Source organism: Peptostreptococcus russellii, from assembly GCF_900110295.1.
Lineage (GTDB): Bacteria > Bacillota > Clostridia > Peptostreptococcales > Peptostreptococcaceae > Peptostreptococcus > Peptostreptococcus russellii_A.
Genome location: NZ_FODF01000019.1, coordinates 1 through 17,891, shown reverse-complemented (window position 1 = coordinate 17,891; position 17,891 = coordinate 1). Strand labels below are relative to the sequence as shown.

Genomic DNA, 17,891 nt, shown 5'->3' with positions numbered 1-17,891 from the left:
TTTTCTGCTGCAGCATTTATTGCAGCTTCTGCTTCAGTCTGTGCTTTTTCCAGTGCTGTCTGTGGATTTGCTACTTTATTTATTGCTTCTTCTCCTGCAGTCTGTGCTTCTGTTACTCCTTGTGGATTTTCTGCTTTTTTAATCGCTTCTATTGCTGTAGACTGTGCAGCTTTTACTTTTTCTTCTGCTGCAGTTATATCTTCTTCACTTGCTCCTTGTACACCTTTTATTTCATCTATCTTTTTTTCTGCTGCAGTATTTATTGCAGCTTCTGCTGCAGTCTGTGCTTCTGACAGAGCTGTTGGTACTTCTACTTCTCCAACTTTTGTTACTCCTAATTCTCCTGCTGTTTTTGCAAGTTCTGCTGTTTCTGCTTTGTCTACTTTTGTCTTTTCTGCTTCAGCTATTTCACCTGCTGCTTTCTTTGCTGCTTCCTTGGCTGTTTTGCTTGCATCTCCATCATCTATTGCTTTATTTTTTTTATTTAATGCATCTTCTATTGATTGTTTTGCTGCTTCCTTGGCTGATGATAAATCTACTTCTTCTGCACTTACTGTCATTGGTATTCCAATCACCTTAGCTGCAGGTGCTGATGCAAATATAAATGTGAAGCCCATTAATAGAGATACCATTCCAACTTTTAGTTTTCTTGTTGCGTATCTCTGTTTTACACTTTTTGATTCTTTGAACATTTCTTTTCTTCTTTTATTGCTCATTCTTTTTCCCCCATTAAAAATATTGAAAATAGTTTACTCTATTTCCTAATCTCTTGTACCATATTTGATCTTTCCTATAACTAGCTGCTTTAGACACTCCTATTCTTATCTTATTATCACTATTATTTCATTGCCCATTCCTAGTTATATTAAATTTCAAAATTAAGCCGTTTTAATGCTTAGATTATGGCAAATTAATTGTGCTTTTAAAGACATTTTAAATATTATTTTTATATGTATTATGTATGTAGTTACTTTTTAAAATAATATTTAAAATTAATTTGACATAGTCATCTTAGAAATATTCAGTTCTATTTTTATAATGTTATAATTATTGAATACTGTTTATCTATTCGGAAAATTTATTTGTACTTTATCTTTTATGTAGTCAACATCACCTTCTTAATCCCTTTTTCTAATGTACAAATTATTACTGAAAATATATATGAGCTACTTACTAACAATCTTAAATCTTCTATATTCAAGACTTATACTAATAAATATCTTTTGATTATTTTTCTCTTGCCGTTATTAAAGCCATCTACACATAATTTTTCAACTATGCCCCTCAGTAAATAACTTTTTATTTTATTTAAAATTTTCTTAATTATCATTTTATAAAAATTACTAATAAAAAATATGACTATTTTCTATTACTATTAGTAGTATCATTATAATCAGATAAGATTATTATATAATAAAATCTCTAATCATACTTTTAAATTTTCATTATTTTAAATTATATAATCTTTTGTATATACAAAATGATAGCACACTTTTTATTATAAATCTATATTTTTTTAATTTTTATTAATAAAAAATTAGTTTATATCTGCAAACTTCAATATATATAGTGTTTTCAAGTATTTTTTAACTACTATAGTTTTTTTTAATATTAATCTTAACTAATATATATTTTTTGAATATATTCTTTTTTAATAATAATCATGTTTTTTATTTATTCTTTATTATATAAGAGTGTTCTTAAAACCTTAATAATATTTTTATGCATTATAACATTTTTATGCATTTTTATTTTCATATGTTTTTATACATTTAAAAAATATATTTAAATATCTGATAGTTAAGATTAAGTTATTATTTCCATGTTATACTTTTAAAAAAACATAAGGAGGTTTTATTAAAATGTGTACATCAGTTACTTATAAAAATCGTTATTTTGGTCGTAATTTAGACTATGAATTTTCTTATGGTGAAAAAATTGCTATTACACCTAGAAATTTTTCTTTTCATTTTAGAAATGGTGAAATATTGAATAAACATTTTGCTATAATTGGCATGGCCCATATATCCGATAATTACCCACTTTATTATGATGCTATCAATGAAAAGGGGTTGGGAATTGCTGGACTAAACTTTGTAGGAAATGCCTACTATAATGAAGTCAAGAAAGGCTATAATAATATTGCTTCTTTTGAGCTTATTCCCTATCTTTTATCCAAATGTGAAAGTGTTGAAGATGTTAAAGATGAGTTAAAACTTATAAATATAAGCAATGAAAATTTTAGTAGTCAGCTTCCTAGCAGTGAGCTTCATTGGATGATTGCTGATAAAAATTCCTGCATTGTAGTAGAATCTTTAAAAGATGGACTAAAGGTACATGAAAATCTAGCACAAGTTTTAACTAATAATCCGCCTTTTGACAAGCAATTATTTAATTTAAACAATTATTACTATCTTTCTAGCAAAGCTCATGAAAATACTTTTTCAAGCAAGCTAACATTAGACAGGTACAGTAGAGGTATGGGAGCTATTGGACTTCCTGGAGATTTATCTTCTGCTTCTCGTTTTGTACGTGCATCTTTTACTTGTTTAAATGTAAAAAATGCAGACAATAAAGATGAAGATATTAACCAATTTTTTCATATTTTAGGATCTGTTGAACAGCAAAAAGGTCTTTGTGAACTAGTTAATGGTAAGTATGAGTATACAATATATAGCTCTTGTTGCGATTTAACAGAAGCTGTTTATTATTACAAAACTTACGATTCTTATCAAATAAAAGGCTTGAAACTTTTTAACGAGAATCTAAATAGTAAAGATATTATTTCCTATGATCTTATTTCTGAGGAAAACATATATATGCAAAACTAGTTTTTTAATAAATTCTTAGTAGCAAAATTTCATATTTTTTAGTTTTTTTTATAATAAATTTAGAAGTTATGTAACTTAAATGAAATTATTTGTCAATTATGGTATTATATAAGTGATAATGAATATCAGAAAGGATTTTTTTATGAAGATTTTGTTTATTTTAATCGGTTTTTTATCACTTATATTAGGTGTTATCGGTATTTTTCTTCCAGTTCTACCTACAGTGCCATTTCTACTACTTGCTTCTTGGTGTTTTGCAAAAGGATCAAAGAAGTTTCATTTATGGTTTGAGTCGACTTCTATCTATAAAAATCATCTAGAATCTTTTGAAAAAGAAAAAAGTATGACTACGTCATCAAAAATAAAAATACTTTTTATCACTACTGCTATGCTTTTATTTGTAATTTTTAAATATGATATTCTCCCAATGAGGATTACTATTATTGTTCTTCTTATTGTAAAGTACTATTATTTTTTAAGAGTTGTTAAAACAAAGGAGAGTTTAAAAGAGAACAAAAAAGAAAATGTATACTAAATATATTTTCTAAATATAAAATGTCTATCCAGGTATAATACAAATCTTTGAATGAATACTTTGATAGACATTTTTTGATTACATTAATATTACATTTCACTTTTAATATTTTAAAATATTATCACATTATTTTAAATAATCCATAATAAATGATATTGTTTATGCTATAATAGTATGATAAATAAATTAGAAATTTTAGATGATTATATGAATAATAAAAAAATAATTATTGGAGTTATCTCTGCTATTGTATGCGAAGCGCTATACGGTCTCAGCTATATCTTCACAAAAAATGCAACTGAAGTTGCAGATACCTTCTCCATACTAGCTTGGAGATTTTTTATTGCTTTTCTTGTAATGTTTTTATGCGTTCTACTTGGGATAATAAAAATAGACCTTAAAGAAAAACCATTAAAAAAACTTCTATTTGCTACAATATTTAGCCCTTGCCTTTATTTTTTAGGTGAGACAATCGGTATTAGCCACACTACTGCATCAGAAAGTGGCGTTTTTTTAGCCTGCATTCCTGTAGTTTCACTTAGTGCATCTGCACTTCTTTTAAAAAACAAACCTTCAAAAATACAGGTTTTAGGTGTCGCTATTACTTTAATCGGTGTAATTATGACAGTTGTAACAGTTGGATTTTCATCAAGTTTCTCAATAATAGGTTATAGCTTTTTAATATTGGCAATTTTTTCCTATGTTTTATATAGTATCTTTGTCGAAACATTTGTAGAGTATACTGGTTTTGAAATTACTTTTGTAATGTTGATGGTTGGATCTGTAGTATTTATGAGCATAGCTATTTTACAGTCTCTATTTGCTGGAACATTTGTAGATTTAATATCTCTACCCTTTAGAGAAAAAACTTTCGCAGTTGCAGTGCTATTTCAAGGAATTATCTGCTCTGTTATAGCCTTTTTCTTGTCAAATGTTGCAATTGCTAATATTGGAGTAAACAAAACAGCGTCATTTATAGGTATCTCCACAGTGGTTTCAATACTTGCAGGTGCTTTAATCTTAAATGAAGATTTTACTATCTACCAAGTAATCGGAGCTGTAATAATTATCTCTGGTGTATACATAGCGAATATAAAAACTAAAGAAAAAGCAATAGATTAAATAACTTTAAAATTTGTTTAACAATAATAGAAAATAGCACTAGGTAGTATCTTTTTCCCCTACTTAGTGCTATTTTATTATTTTCAATAAAAATACCAGCTTATCAAAAAACTATGTAGTTTGCGTATACGAAATCTTATTTGCACAAATCAAGCTTTTTATACAACTATGATATTTAAAAATACTTCTATTTCTTACTTAAAAGACATACTGTCTCACAATGTGGTGTGTTTTGAAAGTATGTTTACTATACCATAGTACAATATTTTATAGTTCTCTGTACATATTGATTTTAGTGCATTCCAAAGATACTAAATATTTTAGTGTACCTTATAATTTTTTATAATCACTTATTTTGTTGTACATCTTTTGCACAAAATTTGCACAAATAATGCTAAAAAAGAGTGGGTTAACCCCCCCCACCCTTTTTTAGTTATTTTCTTAATTTCATACATATTATAATACTGGCTTTTATTATAGTGTAGCCATAACCTTTCCGTAAGCAAATATACAACTATTAATTCCTGCATATATTCAATTGCTGCATATACCCCTTACTATCAAATACATATTCAGTTCCATTTAATATTAGTGAACAATCAGATATCATACTTCCATCATCATCAAAATAAAACTTATGGCCATTATACTTAAGCCAACCTATGTGCATATATCCATTAGAATTAAAATAGTACCATTTATTGTTGTACTCTAACCAGCCTGTATGCATAGAACCGTTATTATTGAAATAAAACCAATTATTATTATACTTCAACCATCCTGTAATCATTTCTTTGGTCTTAGGATCTATATAATACCATTTATTTTTATCTTTTAACCAACCACACACTTTTTTACTGTTCTTATAAAATACCCATTTATTATTCTCTTTTTTCCATCCTTCATTTGTAGATACCCCACAGTAGCATGGTCTTGCATATCCCCTTATATATCCCCATGCAATCGGTATTTCTCTTTTTTTAACAGATTCATTATTATTGCCTTCAATAACAGTTATTCTTCCATTTGAAACTTTCTCTACTAACCCTATATGATCTGCCCAGCCATCATTAGGTTGCGTGCTATTATCCCAATTAAAGCAAATTATATCTCCTGGAATAGGAGTAATACAACCATCTTCAATCCATATTCCTTTTTGCTTAAATATGTCAATAAACCTCTGTACGCTACACTCCTTGCCAATCTTATCAACTAATCCACATTGGATAGCTGCTGCTGATATAGTAGTTGCACACCACTCATCAGTGTATTTTACCTTATATCCTCTAGGTAAAGGTCGGTGATTATTATAAATGTCTATTATATCCTTATGCTGTCTATTTGCTTCAGACTTACCCAACCAAGCATTAATTTTATTTATCATTTTTTGAGCTTCATTAGAAGCTGTATTAGAGGATTCGATTATATCTTCTGTTGCTATATTTGATATACCTCCACTTATAATTGATGGATAATTAAGATACGCTATGTTTACATCTACTCCACCTTCTCCAGTATTTCCTATTCCAGATATTCTTCCTTGGTTTGAGTACTGCCACATTCCCACTTGACCTAAACCTGAATATCCTACTCCTAAATTAATATCTCTCCATCTAGCTATCCATAGATCATATTTTTTCAACCTAGACATGTCAAATTTACTATTAAACCAAGACATCATGGAATAGATTCCTGTATAGTAACCGGCATTTTGAACCACTTCACAAAAAGCCTCTGCTATATCGGTTCTAAGCTTATTTCCTAGACAACCTTGGTATTTATTATCTTCTAAGTCAAGATATGCTGGATAATCTAGCTTCTTATCTTTTAATAGCCCAACAAACTCCCTAGCCTCTCTTTTCGCTTGTTCTACACTAGTAGCATAACAATACCAATATGCTCCTACTCCTAACTCTGCGGCTTTGGCATAATTATAATTTTTATCCCAAAAAGGGTCCTTTCCACTTGCTCCTGAACCTGCTTTTATAATAACAAAATCAATCCCACTATCCTTAGCCTTTTTGAAATCACAATTACCATTATATTTACTTATGTCTACACCCTTTAAACTCATATCGTTTTTTCTCCTTTTTAAATTTTCACATAAAAAAATAGACTCCACAAAAAAGAGCCCATTTTATAATATATTTATATCCACTTCCCAAATGAAAGTTAATTTAATCGTAAATTAAAATTAAATACTTTACAAGAAAAAAGACAGAGTTAACAACTCTATCTTTTAACTATAAATTATTTTTAGACTAGCCTGTTATCATACAGTTAGAAATACGATAACATAAAACATCGATCCAACAAGAAAGGGTTTACCACGCCCTTTCTATATCGATATATACAACGTTTCTTACTCTAATGTTACAATTTTTTATTCTTTTTGTAAATAGCTTTCTATTGATTCCTTTTATTATTTACAAACTGTTCAAAATTATTTAAAAATATCTTAAATGGACCTACATTTACCCCCATTTTATCAAGATTTTCTATTATTGACTTAAACTCCATAACTAAATAACCAATATATAGGGTATATACAAGCATTATCCCCACATCTCCAGGTATAATTATCGCCAATGGTATTAAAGAAATCATAGATATTAAAGATATTATTTTTCTTAATATCCCATATATGCCCACTTTACTTTTAAAATCTATATTCTTATTTATTATAGCTGCAACAGTTCCACTTATAAAATCTAATCCCATTAATATAGCTAAAACTGCAAGCAAATATAAAAGTTTTCCATCTTGTGTTAACATAAAGTTTCTCAATGTTTCTATCATAAAATCACTCCTTTAAATTTTTTCATAACAAAAAAGGAAGCACAGTACTGCCTCCTTTTTCGTATTTTGGTTTTATTCGGAATTTAGTGTTTTTGCACCTTAATAATATAAGTCATTTGAGGAAAGCATAACGCCCCCTCAAATGACAAGTTTAACCTTTTGCAAGGCTTTTCAGGGTTTTAAAGTTTAATCTACGGGGAGATTAGACTTTAGGATATTTTAACATATTATTCTGATTTTTGCAATGATAATCATTATCTTTTGTTTCTTTATTTTTACCTAACAATTACTCTATCGTTAATACTCCCCATGTAGGACCATCACTTTTCACAAGAGAACCTTTTCTACTTACTGTCCCATCTGTTATAAACCAATATTTTTTTTTATAATTTGCTACGCATAAAACCAAACGAGTATTACCACTTGTACTTCTATAAACTGCTCCTATCCTTTCCCACTCAGAACCCTGTACTTCATAAAACTCATCTACAGCTACATCAATTCTTATTTTATCTTTAGGAATAGCAGCCCAAGTATAATTACAACCATCTATTAAACGCCTTTTAGAAAAAAAATTTGGAAGTCCTACATTTACTTTCTTTACATAATATTGATCTACAGTGTTTTCCACATTAAATGCCATTTCAAGTGTCTTTTTATCTACATATTCTTTCGTAACTAAATCTTCTGATGCTTCTATTAATCCTAATAACTTCATTTTTTATTCCTCCTATCCTACTATTATTGCTCTATATTCATTTATTTTTGGAGCCTTAGCAAATTTTAGAGTAATCGTATTTTCATCAGTTATTTCAACATCAGCATAAACTACTTTGAAAGGTGATTCTTTTTCTCTAAGTGTTACTAAAACGTCTTGAGTTTTTAAATTATGTCTTATTAAAATTTGAGTGTCTCGTCCATTTCCAATATCTTGTGAAAATTTTGAGGTCTTACCTTTCATCGCTTGATTTATTAACTTGTTTGCTGAATCACTCTTTTTTAATATCTCCTCAATTTCTTTTAAGGTATCATAAGCCTCACTAGCCCCACCAATCACTTTAGAAATTTCTGCCTTAGCATATTCCTTAGCTTCTTGTAGTGCCGTATTGGCTTTTTGTTGAGCTTGTGAATCTGTAACCTTACTTGCAAGTGCATTATCAAGACCTGTAATTTTAGTAGTTGGTATTGCTTCATCACTTGCTATTAACGCTTGTATAATTGTTTCAATCTTCAATTTTTCATCGAGTCCATCTATCTTAGATGTATTTATTTTATTATTCCCACTATTAATTTTCTCAACAATTGCTTCTGCACCCAGTGCATTAGCTAAACCATTTATTTTTTCAGCATTAATATTTTCAGATCCTTTATTAATTGTATCTACAATGTTAGAAGCACTTAGTTTAGTAGATATATCCTTTATTTTGTCAATATCTATAAGACTATCACCATTATTTATTGTGTTTACTATACTTATAGCTGTAGGTGATGCATCTTTCGCATCCATAGCAATCCAAGCACTCCCCGTATACACATATGCTCTCTTATTTTTCGTATTATAATATATCTGTCCTGCTATAGCTTCAGATGGTTCTATCGCAAGTGATTGTAGTACTGCATCAACGATCTGATTTTTATTCATTTCTAAATTTGTTAACAATTTCATTATTTTATTTACCACCTTTCGAGTCAACTAATTAAAAAAAGCCCTCCCGCTAAAAGGAACGCTAAATTTCAAAGTTATGTTATTTTTATCCAAGTATCTTACTTCTCCATATATTTCATTATTCCCAGAGTCTATTATACTTACAGATGGATATTTATTTAAATTATGGTGTACAACCCACACATTAGAAGCCTGCATTTGTTCATGCATATAATTTTTATCAACTATTTTACTAAACTCATTAGTTTTTTCTAATACATCATTTATTTTACCCTCAAACTTTAAGATTTTATCCAATAAATCATTATCTACTACTTTCTTTAACTCATCATTAGCCTGTCCTTGTAAGCTTTTAGTATATACTATAGAAAATATCCCGCTCAAAAGCTTTTCATCTTCTCTTGATATTTCCATCTCTGTATAATATGCGCCTTCACTAAGAGATGGAAATATTACATCTACATATTCTTCATCTTGATTTATATAAATTTTATTATTTTCAAATATTTCATCATCTATCCTTATTAGATGTCTAAACTTTAGACTAGCTAAATCATTAAATCCATCTAATATAAATCTAATTCCCCTTGCCGATTCACCCGCATTAACCCTAAAATTCCTATCTATAAAGCTTTTTGGTGTTAAATAATAGGTGTACAGACCCCTAAGCATTCTTTTCACCTCCATTTAGCAGTAATTTTTCTAATCTTTTTATTCTAGCTTCTTGAGATTTTACTTTATCTTCTAACACTTCTCGTTTTTTTATTTCTTCCTGTAGAGCTATATGCATCATGGATGTATAATTTCCTGTATTAATTAAACGTATTCCATCTTTATTTTTACCTACTAGATAATCCTTTATAAATTTAAATTCTTCAACATCTTGGGCAATCATAGATATATTATTCCCTCCAGTTTTTTTATATCTATATGTTGCAAGATCTACTGTTTTTATAAAGTCAAAAATATTTTCTCTATTTAAACCTTTTTGTTTGTTTTTAATGTATTTTATATTTTCCTTTAAGCGTCTATCTGACCTTGTAGAGTAAACAGAGTATTCTAACCACCCCATTGATACATGTGCATCATGTAAAACCAGCCAACCATCACCTTCATGTCCGTTATAATACCAACTTTCACGAGGATCGAATTTAAAAAACTGACCGTTTCTTGAATACATTTCAACTATTCCACTATCTCTCATGGAAATATATGTATCTGCATCTACCTTTAATCTTATTGCACTTCCATTTGCATCTATGCTTTTACAATTATTAGAACCTGGGGAATAACCACGTTCCAAGACTATTCTGTTATTATTTCCTGGATATAATAAATCTGTAGTTATCGCTTTTGTTTCTATATCACTGCTCGTTATTTTGGGAATAATAGCGTTACCATTACTGCCTATTGAAATTGTCTTTCCAGCTTTATTACCTATAATTAAATTCCCATCTGCATCAGCACGCCATGTCATAACCCCTTTTTTCATTCCTACAATTCCACTAAATGTATGCCAGCCCCAATCTCCCTCATAAACTTGGATATTGGAACCTATATATACTCCAGTTTTGTTGTCCGAGCCTAAAGAGCTCCCAACAAAAAGTTCTGGAGTATAAATATATTTTCCATTTATTCGAGTTGCATTATTATTCCATACTTTTAGTGCTGGCGGCAAATCTACAAGACTTCCATCTCTTCCAGGTCTACCATCTTTACCTGGTGGACCTTGCAGACCTCTTTCTCCTTTATCTCCCTTTATTAGAGCCCAAGTATAATCTCTAGAATTGGTAGAATCTTCTTTTACATAGTCCACATAAGTACCCATATATAACTTATCCTTTGCGTCATCAACACTAAATCCACTTCTTCCATCACTACTATTTGCATAGGCTATATGAAAATATGGAGTTTTTCCATCTTTTCCAGCTTGTCCTGGACTTCCATTTTTACCATCCACGCCAGTATATTTAGACCATTTAAATTCTGTTTTATATGCAGGTGGAGTTTTCTTATCTGTTACCGCTATTCCAATATAATCATGGCCATCTGGATCTATATACATAGCCCCAACATCTCCACCTGAATCAGAATACTTTATATGCACATACTGACTTTTTCCGTCTTCTCCTTTTAATTCTTCTAACAAACCTGTACTAAAATTTTCTGTTTTTAATGTTCCTAAACCGAACTTTAAGGTTTCACCATCAAATAAAAGTGAATAATGCTCTAAATCCTTACCAAATAGTATGGTACCATTGTCTAAATCAATACCTACTCTTTTATCCTTACTTGTAATTAGCCCAGATTTTATAAGCCCTCCGTTTATCTCTGTAGAGTCATTTTCACCTTTTAAATCTTCAAATTTTACATATCCTTTTAAATCTATACTTTTTGCCAACGCTTTAATTTCTTCTTTGGTTTGCTCTACTAATGTAGAAAATTCTTCTGTACCTACCTTTGCCTGTATCTTATCATCCATAACTCTAAGAAGTGAATTTATCTTCTCAATGTGTCTTACAATATCCTTTTTCCTATTGCTTGGATTATAGTTAATTTGAGGGCATTCACACTCTTCAACTAGACCTCCGTTATATGTAAGTTTCCTAACAAGAGGTAAAAACTTAAATAATTTTCCACCCCTAAACACTGTTACCGCTTTGCCCACACCAAGAGTAGGATTACCATTATACTTAATACTAAGGGCTGATAACTCATTAAATTTAAAGGATTTTTTGCCTACATCAATGAAATCAATTCCGTTTCCTTGAATAAACATATTATCTACTATGTGAAATTTTTTGTCACTGTCCTTGTTATAGTCCGCATCATCTGCGCCGTTTTGTATTACTCTAATGCTATCAATTTGTATCTTTGAATCTGCATTACTTCTATTTTTAAACTCTTTAAAAAGAATTATATTATCATCATTTATTTTAATATCATCAGCATTACTGTATGATCCAATCTCTAGCTTTTGACTTATGGCATCAATATAGGCCCAACCACATACCAGTTCTGACACCTGGGCAAGGACTTCTCTTGCTGTCATGTCGTAGAAGTTGGGTTTGAATTTAATATTTCTATTAAGTTCACTGGAGTTTTTTATGCTATCTGACGCGGGAACACCGCATATCTTGCATATATCAAGTACTATGTCTTTTAATTTACATGGGAAATTTAATTTGCTGTCATACTTAACGTTAAACTTACTCATTAGATCATAGCTTTTTAACTCCCAACTTCTCATATTGCTATTAGCTGAATCTATAATAAATTCTCCAAGTTTAGCATACCCTATACCTTTGTTAGTTTTAACACCTATTTCAACTACTGCTGTTTTATCTTTAAAATTACTCTCATTGAAATTCTCATATTTATCTACTAATTTTATGGTAGCAGATGACATGAAGGCAGTACCTACACTAAAATCTTTCCCCTCGGATAGTCCTGTCACTACCTTTATGTTCTTCAAATATTCATCCGTGAACTCCTTACCATCAATAGTTACCTTTGCGCTAAGTTCCCTTGACGGATTAGAGAATGCCTCTTTTATAAGTTTCATATCCATATGTAATCACCTACCTTTCAATTAGATTGAATTTAAGACCCATCCAAAGTCCTTTTTTACTGTCATAAAGTGCTGCACTCCTATCTCCGCAGTACATCTTCCTACTTAAACGCCCATCTAGTGGGTCATCATAAGTTACATTAAAGAAAACCCCAGACACACAGCCTAGAATTTTCTTAATTTCATTACTTCTTAGAGGACCAAAATCAAGTTCAATTTTGCGCTTAACTGCAATTCTATCCCTCATCATTTCCCCTTTAACATTTCTGACAGACGAATCAGAATCAAGGTCCTGTAAGTATATTTTATACGGTTTTATATATGGGGTAATGTCGACCCCTGATATAGATATCATAAATATAGATCATCCTTTCTATTCAAATACTGGTTTTCCTGTTCTTTTTTGAATATTGTCAATATATTCAACTGACTTTCTTCCGACCACTTCACTGTCAAGTTCAAGTGTTATGTTGATCGTCTTCCCTGATGCGTCCTTACCACCATCATCGCCATTCATTAGTTCTAGTATTTCTCTAACAACACTATCCTTATCTGGTGGTGGCTGCTGCTTAACCTCTCCCAGAAATGCAAGTTCCGGCTGTCTAAATTCTGGTATAGTCATTAAACCGTTCATAGCGTCCATTACCTTACCAGTCTCAGCTTCTATCCCTACGGCCATACCTCTAGGAATCATCTTACCTATCTGATCACGAAATACTCTTGATGGTGAATGTATTCCAAACCAATCGCATACAGTATCTACAACACTATCACAAAAACCACCAAGTTTATCTAATATCCAATCTGCTACTGATGATATACCATTCCACAGACCTATTATTAAATTTTTACCTATATCAAATAAATTGATACTTCTTATTGAATTGTATATGCTTTTCCCTACACTAACCATAGCACTTACTGCACTATGCATTGTATTTCCTATTCCTTTTGCAATACTTTTTACTAATTCACACCCTGCATTTAAAAACTTTCCAAAAAAATTAATTATCGCTTGTAATACATTAGTCACGCCTTCAGTACAAAGTTGAAATATCTTTCCCCATAAATTAATATACCAATTTATTATATTTTTCATAAAATCTGATGCGCCTTTAAAAATTTTAATAACAAGCTCACCTAACCCTTTGAGTATCTTAACTCCGAAATCCGTAACGCCATTAACTATCTTATCCCAAGTTTCGCTTATAAACTTATATATATTAGTAAAAATATTAATACATGCATTCTTTATATTTTCCCAAATATTTTTTATTGCCGGACCTATCTTGTCCCAATTTTTCCAAAGTGCAATACTTATGGCTATTACTGCTGTTATTGCTACGATAACTGGATTTATTCCTAATAACGCCACCTTAAATGATTGTCCTAAAACAAATACTGCACTTCTTGCCGTAAGCAAAATTCCTGGTATAGCTTGCCATATCATTAGACCCTTAGAAGCTAATACCCAAGCACCTATTATTGTTACAAGAGCTTCAAGAGTTGGATTTCCATCTGCTAATAGCCATTCAATCAATTCACTAAACTTATCAAGCAGATTAGCTACTATATCAAGTACCTTCCCTATAGCTGGCCCTAAAATTTCTAAGAATCTTCCAGCTGTTGGCGCAATGAAATCTGAGTATATCTTGCCAGCTAACTCAAATAATCTTGTTGCTAACCTTCCTATGGATTCAAATAAATGATTACCACCATTGTCCCAAACACCTCTAAATCCTATAGTCATAGACTCAAACAACTTAGATGTAGCATTCATACATTGCATGACTGTATCTGTTATGGCCGGACCAAACTTCATCCATAGTTTATCTATAGCTTTTGTAACATTACTTATTAATATAAGCAAGTTATTAAAAGCGTTTCCTATATGCATCAGAAATTCAGTACCTATTTTATTTTTATTCCAAGACTCTTTAAATGTCTTTGGTATCTCAGCAAATAGATGTGTAACATTCTTAAGTATATCAAGACAATTTACTGCTATTTCGTCACCTATTGCCCTCCATACCTCTCTAATACTTGTGGTGATACTTTCAAATAACTGTATGGTATTTATTATCCCATCTGCTATATTTTGTATTATCTGAGTACCTCTACCTTCGTCATCCCAAGCTAACCTAAATGATTTTGCTATATCTCCTATAATCAACAATATATTTTGAAGTAACCTTTGTATTGAGTCAAGCATTTCCACACCAGTCCCATTGGTCCATACTTCGTACAGTGATCTTCCAACAGACTTAGCTAATTCAGATATTTGTCCCATAGCATACTTAAATGCTTTTATAGTGTTTTGTCCTTCATTAGCCCATGATTCCTGAAGAGGCTTAAATATTCCTTTTAATATTTCCTTAAATTTATCAAACTTAGATGTGTCACCTATTTCAGTAGTTGCTGCAGCTATCCAACTTGGTGGCTTACTTCTTTCATCATCCCCGTCATCTATATTATTAGTCTTAAGGTTTATAGTATTTATTTCATCAAATCCAGCTAGAGAACCTATCATCTCTTTAGCAGACTTTTTCACCCTATTAGCTGTTTTTTGAGATTGTTTACTCATTTCTTTGTAGGCCGTAGTCTGTGCATTTAATTGTCTAGCCCCTTCAACGCTTGCCTTATATGTTGTCCCAAACATAGTTGCAATAAAGGCAGCCATATATCCGGTAGCCTTTGCTAGATATTCCATAAACTTAACTAACGCCGGAATGATTATATCCATAATAGGCTGAAATGCTGCAGCAAGATTTAACTTAACCGTATCAAGTGAAGCTCTGTATTGCTCATTAGCCATCAAGGCATCACCTATATAACTAGTTAAACCCTTTAGCATCTTAGAGATTACGCCAATTACAAATAGTCTTCTAAATACTCTCCAAAATGACTTGTCTAATGTATTAAAACCTTTAGCGCCTTTCATACCAGCATTATGTGCTGCATCTCCTAACTTCCTAAATCCTAATATAGTGGGCTTAAAAGGTAGTAGCATGGCTCTGTGAATCCCCTTAAAAATCCTCACAGATGTGCCTTTTAACTTACTATTAATCTGTGACTTAGTTTTTACTATAGACTTAGATACTGAATTTGTCACCTTACTTGAAGTATCCTGTAACGACTTAATATGCCTTTCAGTCTGTCCCAACTTAGCATTTAGTGAATTAATACTCATTCCTATCTTGTCAATAGCTCTATTTTCTTTGTCAATCTGTTCTGCAATTTTCTTTGCTCCTGGTGCGTTAGGGTCAAATACTTCTGTTATTTTACCTCCGACATTTTTCATAGCTGTAGCAGTCTTCTTATACTGTGTCTCTAGCTCTTTGACTCTTTTAATATGTTGACTTGCTGCACTTTCTTGTAGGTTTATTGTTTCTTTAATTATCTCAACCTGTTCTTGGTAATATTGCATATCTGCCTTAATACCAGTTTTAACTGGTGGGGCTCTTGGTTGAGGTATACTCACCTTTCCACTAACATCTGGTACAACATCAGGCTTAGGATTTATCTGTTGCAAATTGAGGGATTTTAGTTTTTCTATCAGCAAATCTATCGCACTATTCAAACCGTTAATCATCTTTTGTAAGGCTGCATCAACCTTGTTTACAGTTTGCTCCATAGTTGTATCAACACTAGTCATCACTTGCTCAGCTCTAGCTGTAGATTTCTCCATAGACTTTGTAAAAGCTTCCCCTACCTTTGTTGCACCTTCTGGAGTTTCAAACATAGATTTAATCTTACTAGATATGCTGTCGGTAACCTTATTAAGTGACTTAGATATATCAGCATCTAACTCAACACCTAATTTGACTGTACCAACTGTACCTTCTGACATACTGCTCACCTCTCTTTCTATAAAATCTATTTAACCAAATGCTCTTGCAAACACTTCTTCCAATTGTTTCATCATCTGCTCATTTTCATCATCAGTTCTTAATTTTGCCTGTTTACTTCTCCAGTCTTGTCTTATCTTTTTCTGATGTTCATTGAAATTTTTTAACATTTCCTTGTCATCTTCCGACCTTATAGATACCACTTGACCAAGCGGGGTCTTCGGCATTATTCCACTAAGTAGAGTACAAAATTCGTCCCATTCCAAATCAGAACCTCTTAATCTTATTCCATACTGAGCTAAGAATGATGCCTCTATCAACTCCCAGTCTTCTACAAGGTCATACCATTTTACTTTTTTTCAGATATTACCTCGTTTTTCTCGTCATCAAGACCCATCATGGCATTAGATATTGTTTCAACAATAGTTTGCCAATCAGTAAGTGTAAATTCCTGTGATTCGACATAAGTAAGTCCATCAACACCTATTCCTATAGCTACCATCTCTCTTAAAGTGTTCAAGTCTTCCTTTCCATTTTCAGCAAGGCCCTGCATAGCAATTGCACCTTTAAGGGTGCTGTTAATTTTAAATTCAACACCTTCTTCAAACTTAACAACTGGTTTCTGTCTAGTTAACTTATTTGATATATCATAAAACTGTTTTGCCATTTTTTCTCTCCTAATCTTAAAATACAAGGACCGCAATAAATACGGTCCTCTGAAATAAAATATCAACTTCACCCATTATTTTTTCAACAATCCTGGGTCAGGATCTAACTTTGCGGGGCCTGAGTAAATTCTGGCTTTCCATCACTCATAAGTTCAAATTCAAGTGGTGCAACATTTGTTGAATCTGCCCCCTCAACATTCTTAACATCTATTATTGCATCAAAGTTTAATTTTGAACCATTCGGAAACTCTATCTCCGCTTTAGTAGAACAATCTAAACCATCTTTCCATGCAACATCAGCAACATAGTCATTACCTTCATCTCCTACATGTCTCTTGCCATTTAAAGAAATACTGAATCCTTTACCTGTCATAAGACGTCTTACCCATCCATCTGTATCCATTGGTGTCCATTCTTCAACATTACCATCAATCGATAGTGAAAATGTTTCTAGATCTTTTATAACCTTCATATCCCCTGTTTGTGATTTTATACCTTTGGTTCCAACTTTAAATTTTATTTTATATACTGGATATACTCCAGCTACACCGTTATTTTTTGCCATATTTCTCCCTACCTTTCATATAAAATATCAAAGTTGATGACAAACTCATAAATTCCATTATCATCAACTCCTATGCAAATTGGGTTGGCATCCCTTAAATTAATCTTTATTACCTTATATTTATTTATAACTGGATTCTGACCCCATAAGGACTCATATACTTCCATAGCTTTTTCTTCTGACTCCTTGGCATTTTTATTCCAATGAATCAAAATTGAGTAACCTTGTACAAATGTACTTGTATTATCTAAGCCTCCTATACATACTTCATTACGTGACATGGCCT

The 17,891-nt window shown here is 31.3% G+C and carries 14 protein-coding genes and 4 pseudogenes; 3 read left to right on the top strand and 15 right to left on the bottom strand.

What is annotated here, in order from left to right:
* Positions 1-716 (bottom strand): DUF1542 domain-containing protein (locus BMY82_RS07985; protein ID WP_144019730.1); only part of this gene is annotated, 716 nt, incomplete at its 3' end.
* 1,146 nt (positions 717-1,862) lie between these two features.
* On the opposite strand from BMY82_RS07985, the gene bsh reads away from it, so the two are divergent.
* The 3 genes from bsh to BMY82_RS07970 all read left to right on the top strand — a co-directional run bounded on the left by bsh (position 1,863) and on the right by BMY82_RS07970 (position 4,488).
* Complete coding sequence (gene bsh, locus BMY82_RS07980; protein WP_091976029.1) at positions 1,863-2,831, top strand: choloylglycine hydrolase; 969 nt, start codon at positions 1,863-1,865, stop codon at positions 2,829-2,831.
* 142 nt (positions 2,832-2,973) lie between these two features.
* Positions 2,974-3,366: a YbaN family protein gene (locus tag BMY82_RS07975; protein ID WP_091976028.1), complete on the top strand. Its 393-nt coding sequence runs from the start codon at positions 2,974-2,976 to the stop codon at positions 3,364-3,366.
* A 174-nt stretch (positions 3,367-3,540) separates the two neighbouring features.
* Positions 3,541-4,488: a DMT family transporter gene (locus tag BMY82_RS07970; RefSeq protein ID WP_242938948.1), complete on the top strand. Its 948-nt coding sequence runs from the start codon at positions 3,541-3,543 to the stop codon at positions 4,486-4,488.
* Between the two features lie 517 nt (positions 4,489-5,005).
* Here the strand turns inward: BMY82_RS07970 and BMY82_RS09740 are convergent.
* The 14 genes and pseudogenes from BMY82_RS09740 to BMY82_RS09480 all read right to left on the bottom strand — a co-directional run.
* Positions 5,006-5,155 (bottom strand): annotated as a pseudogene (locus BMY82_RS09740) (hypothetical protein); the annotation flags it as partial.
* Positions 5,155-5,278: pseudogene (locus BMY82_RS09735) on the bottom strand (N-acetylmuramoyl-L-alanine amidase family protein); the annotation flags it as partial. The pseudogenes BMY82_RS09740 and BMY82_RS09735, both read right to left, overlap by 1 nt.
* Before the next feature lie 12 nt (positions 5,279-5,290).
* A pseudogene (locus BMY82_RS07965) lies at positions 5,291-6,562 on the bottom strand (GH25 family lysozyme); the annotation flags it as partial.
* Between the two features lie 332 nt (positions 6,563-6,894).
* The gene (locus BMY82_RS07960) at positions 6,895-7,287 is read right to left on the bottom strand and encodes a phage holin family protein (protein WP_091976025.1); all 393 of its coding nucleotides are present in this window, start codon (positions 7,285-7,287) and stop codon (positions 6,895-6,897) included.
* 286 nt (positions 7,288-7,573) lie between these two features.
* Positions 7,574-8,005, bottom strand: a complete 432-nt coding sequence (locus BMY82_RS07955) for a hypothetical protein (RefSeq protein WP_091976024.1) — start codon at positions 8,003-8,005, stop codon at positions 7,574-7,576.
* Positions 8,006-8,017: 12 nt separating this feature from the next.
* The gene (locus BMY82_RS07950; RefSeq protein ID WP_091976023.1) at positions 8,018-8,953 is read right to left on the bottom strand and encodes a hypothetical protein; all 936 of its coding nucleotides are present in this window, start codon (positions 8,951-8,953) and stop codon (positions 8,018-8,020) included.
* 27 nt (positions 8,954-8,980) lie between these two features.
* Positions 8,981-9,625 carry a hypothetical protein gene (locus tag BMY82_RS07945; protein ID WP_091976022.1) on the bottom strand — a complete coding sequence of 215 codons (645 nt, stop codon included), beginning with the start codon at positions 9,623-9,625 and terminating at the stop codon, positions 8,981-8,983.
* Entirely contained in the window at positions 9,618-12,524 is a 2,907-nt protein-coding gene (locus tag BMY82_RS07940) for a tail fiber domain-containing protein (RefSeq protein WP_091976021.1), read from the bottom strand. Before BMY82_RS07940 ends, BMY82_RS07945 begins: the two co-directional genes overlap by 8 nt.
* 10 nt (positions 12,525-12,534) lie before the next feature.
* Complete coding sequence (locus BMY82_RS07935; protein WP_091976020.1) at positions 12,535-12,879, bottom strand: DUF6711 family protein; 345 nt, start codon at positions 12,877-12,879, stop codon at positions 12,535-12,537.
* 18 nt (positions 12,880-12,897) lie between these two features.
* Positions 12,898-16,374 carry a hypothetical protein gene (locus BMY82_RS07930; protein WP_091976019.1) on the bottom strand — a complete coding sequence of 1,159 codons (3,477 nt, stop codon included), beginning with the start codon at positions 16,372-16,374 and terminating at the stop codon, positions 12,898-12,900.
* A gap of 30 nt (positions 16,375-16,404) precedes the next feature.
* Positions 16,405-16,710 (bottom strand): annotated as a pseudogene (locus tag BMY82_RS07925) (Gp15 family bacteriophage protein); the annotation flags it as partial.
* A gap of 11 nt (positions 16,711-16,721) precedes the next feature.
* Complete coding sequence (locus BMY82_RS09485) at positions 16,722-17,039, bottom strand: hypothetical protein (RefSeq protein ID WP_091976018.1); 318 nt, start codon at positions 17,037-17,039, stop codon at positions 16,722-16,724.
* Positions 17,040-17,143: 104 nt separating this feature from the next.
* Positions 17,144-17,605, bottom strand: coding sequence for a phage tail tube protein (locus tag BMY82_RS07915; RefSeq protein ID WP_091976017.1), 462 nt, complete (start codon positions 17,603-17,605; stop codon positions 17,144-17,146).
* Positions 17,606-17,613: 8 nt separating this feature from the next.
* A partial coding sequence (locus BMY82_RS09480; RefSeq protein WP_091976016.1) for a phage tail terminator protein occupies positions 17,614-17,891 on the bottom strand: 278 nt, incomplete at its 5' end.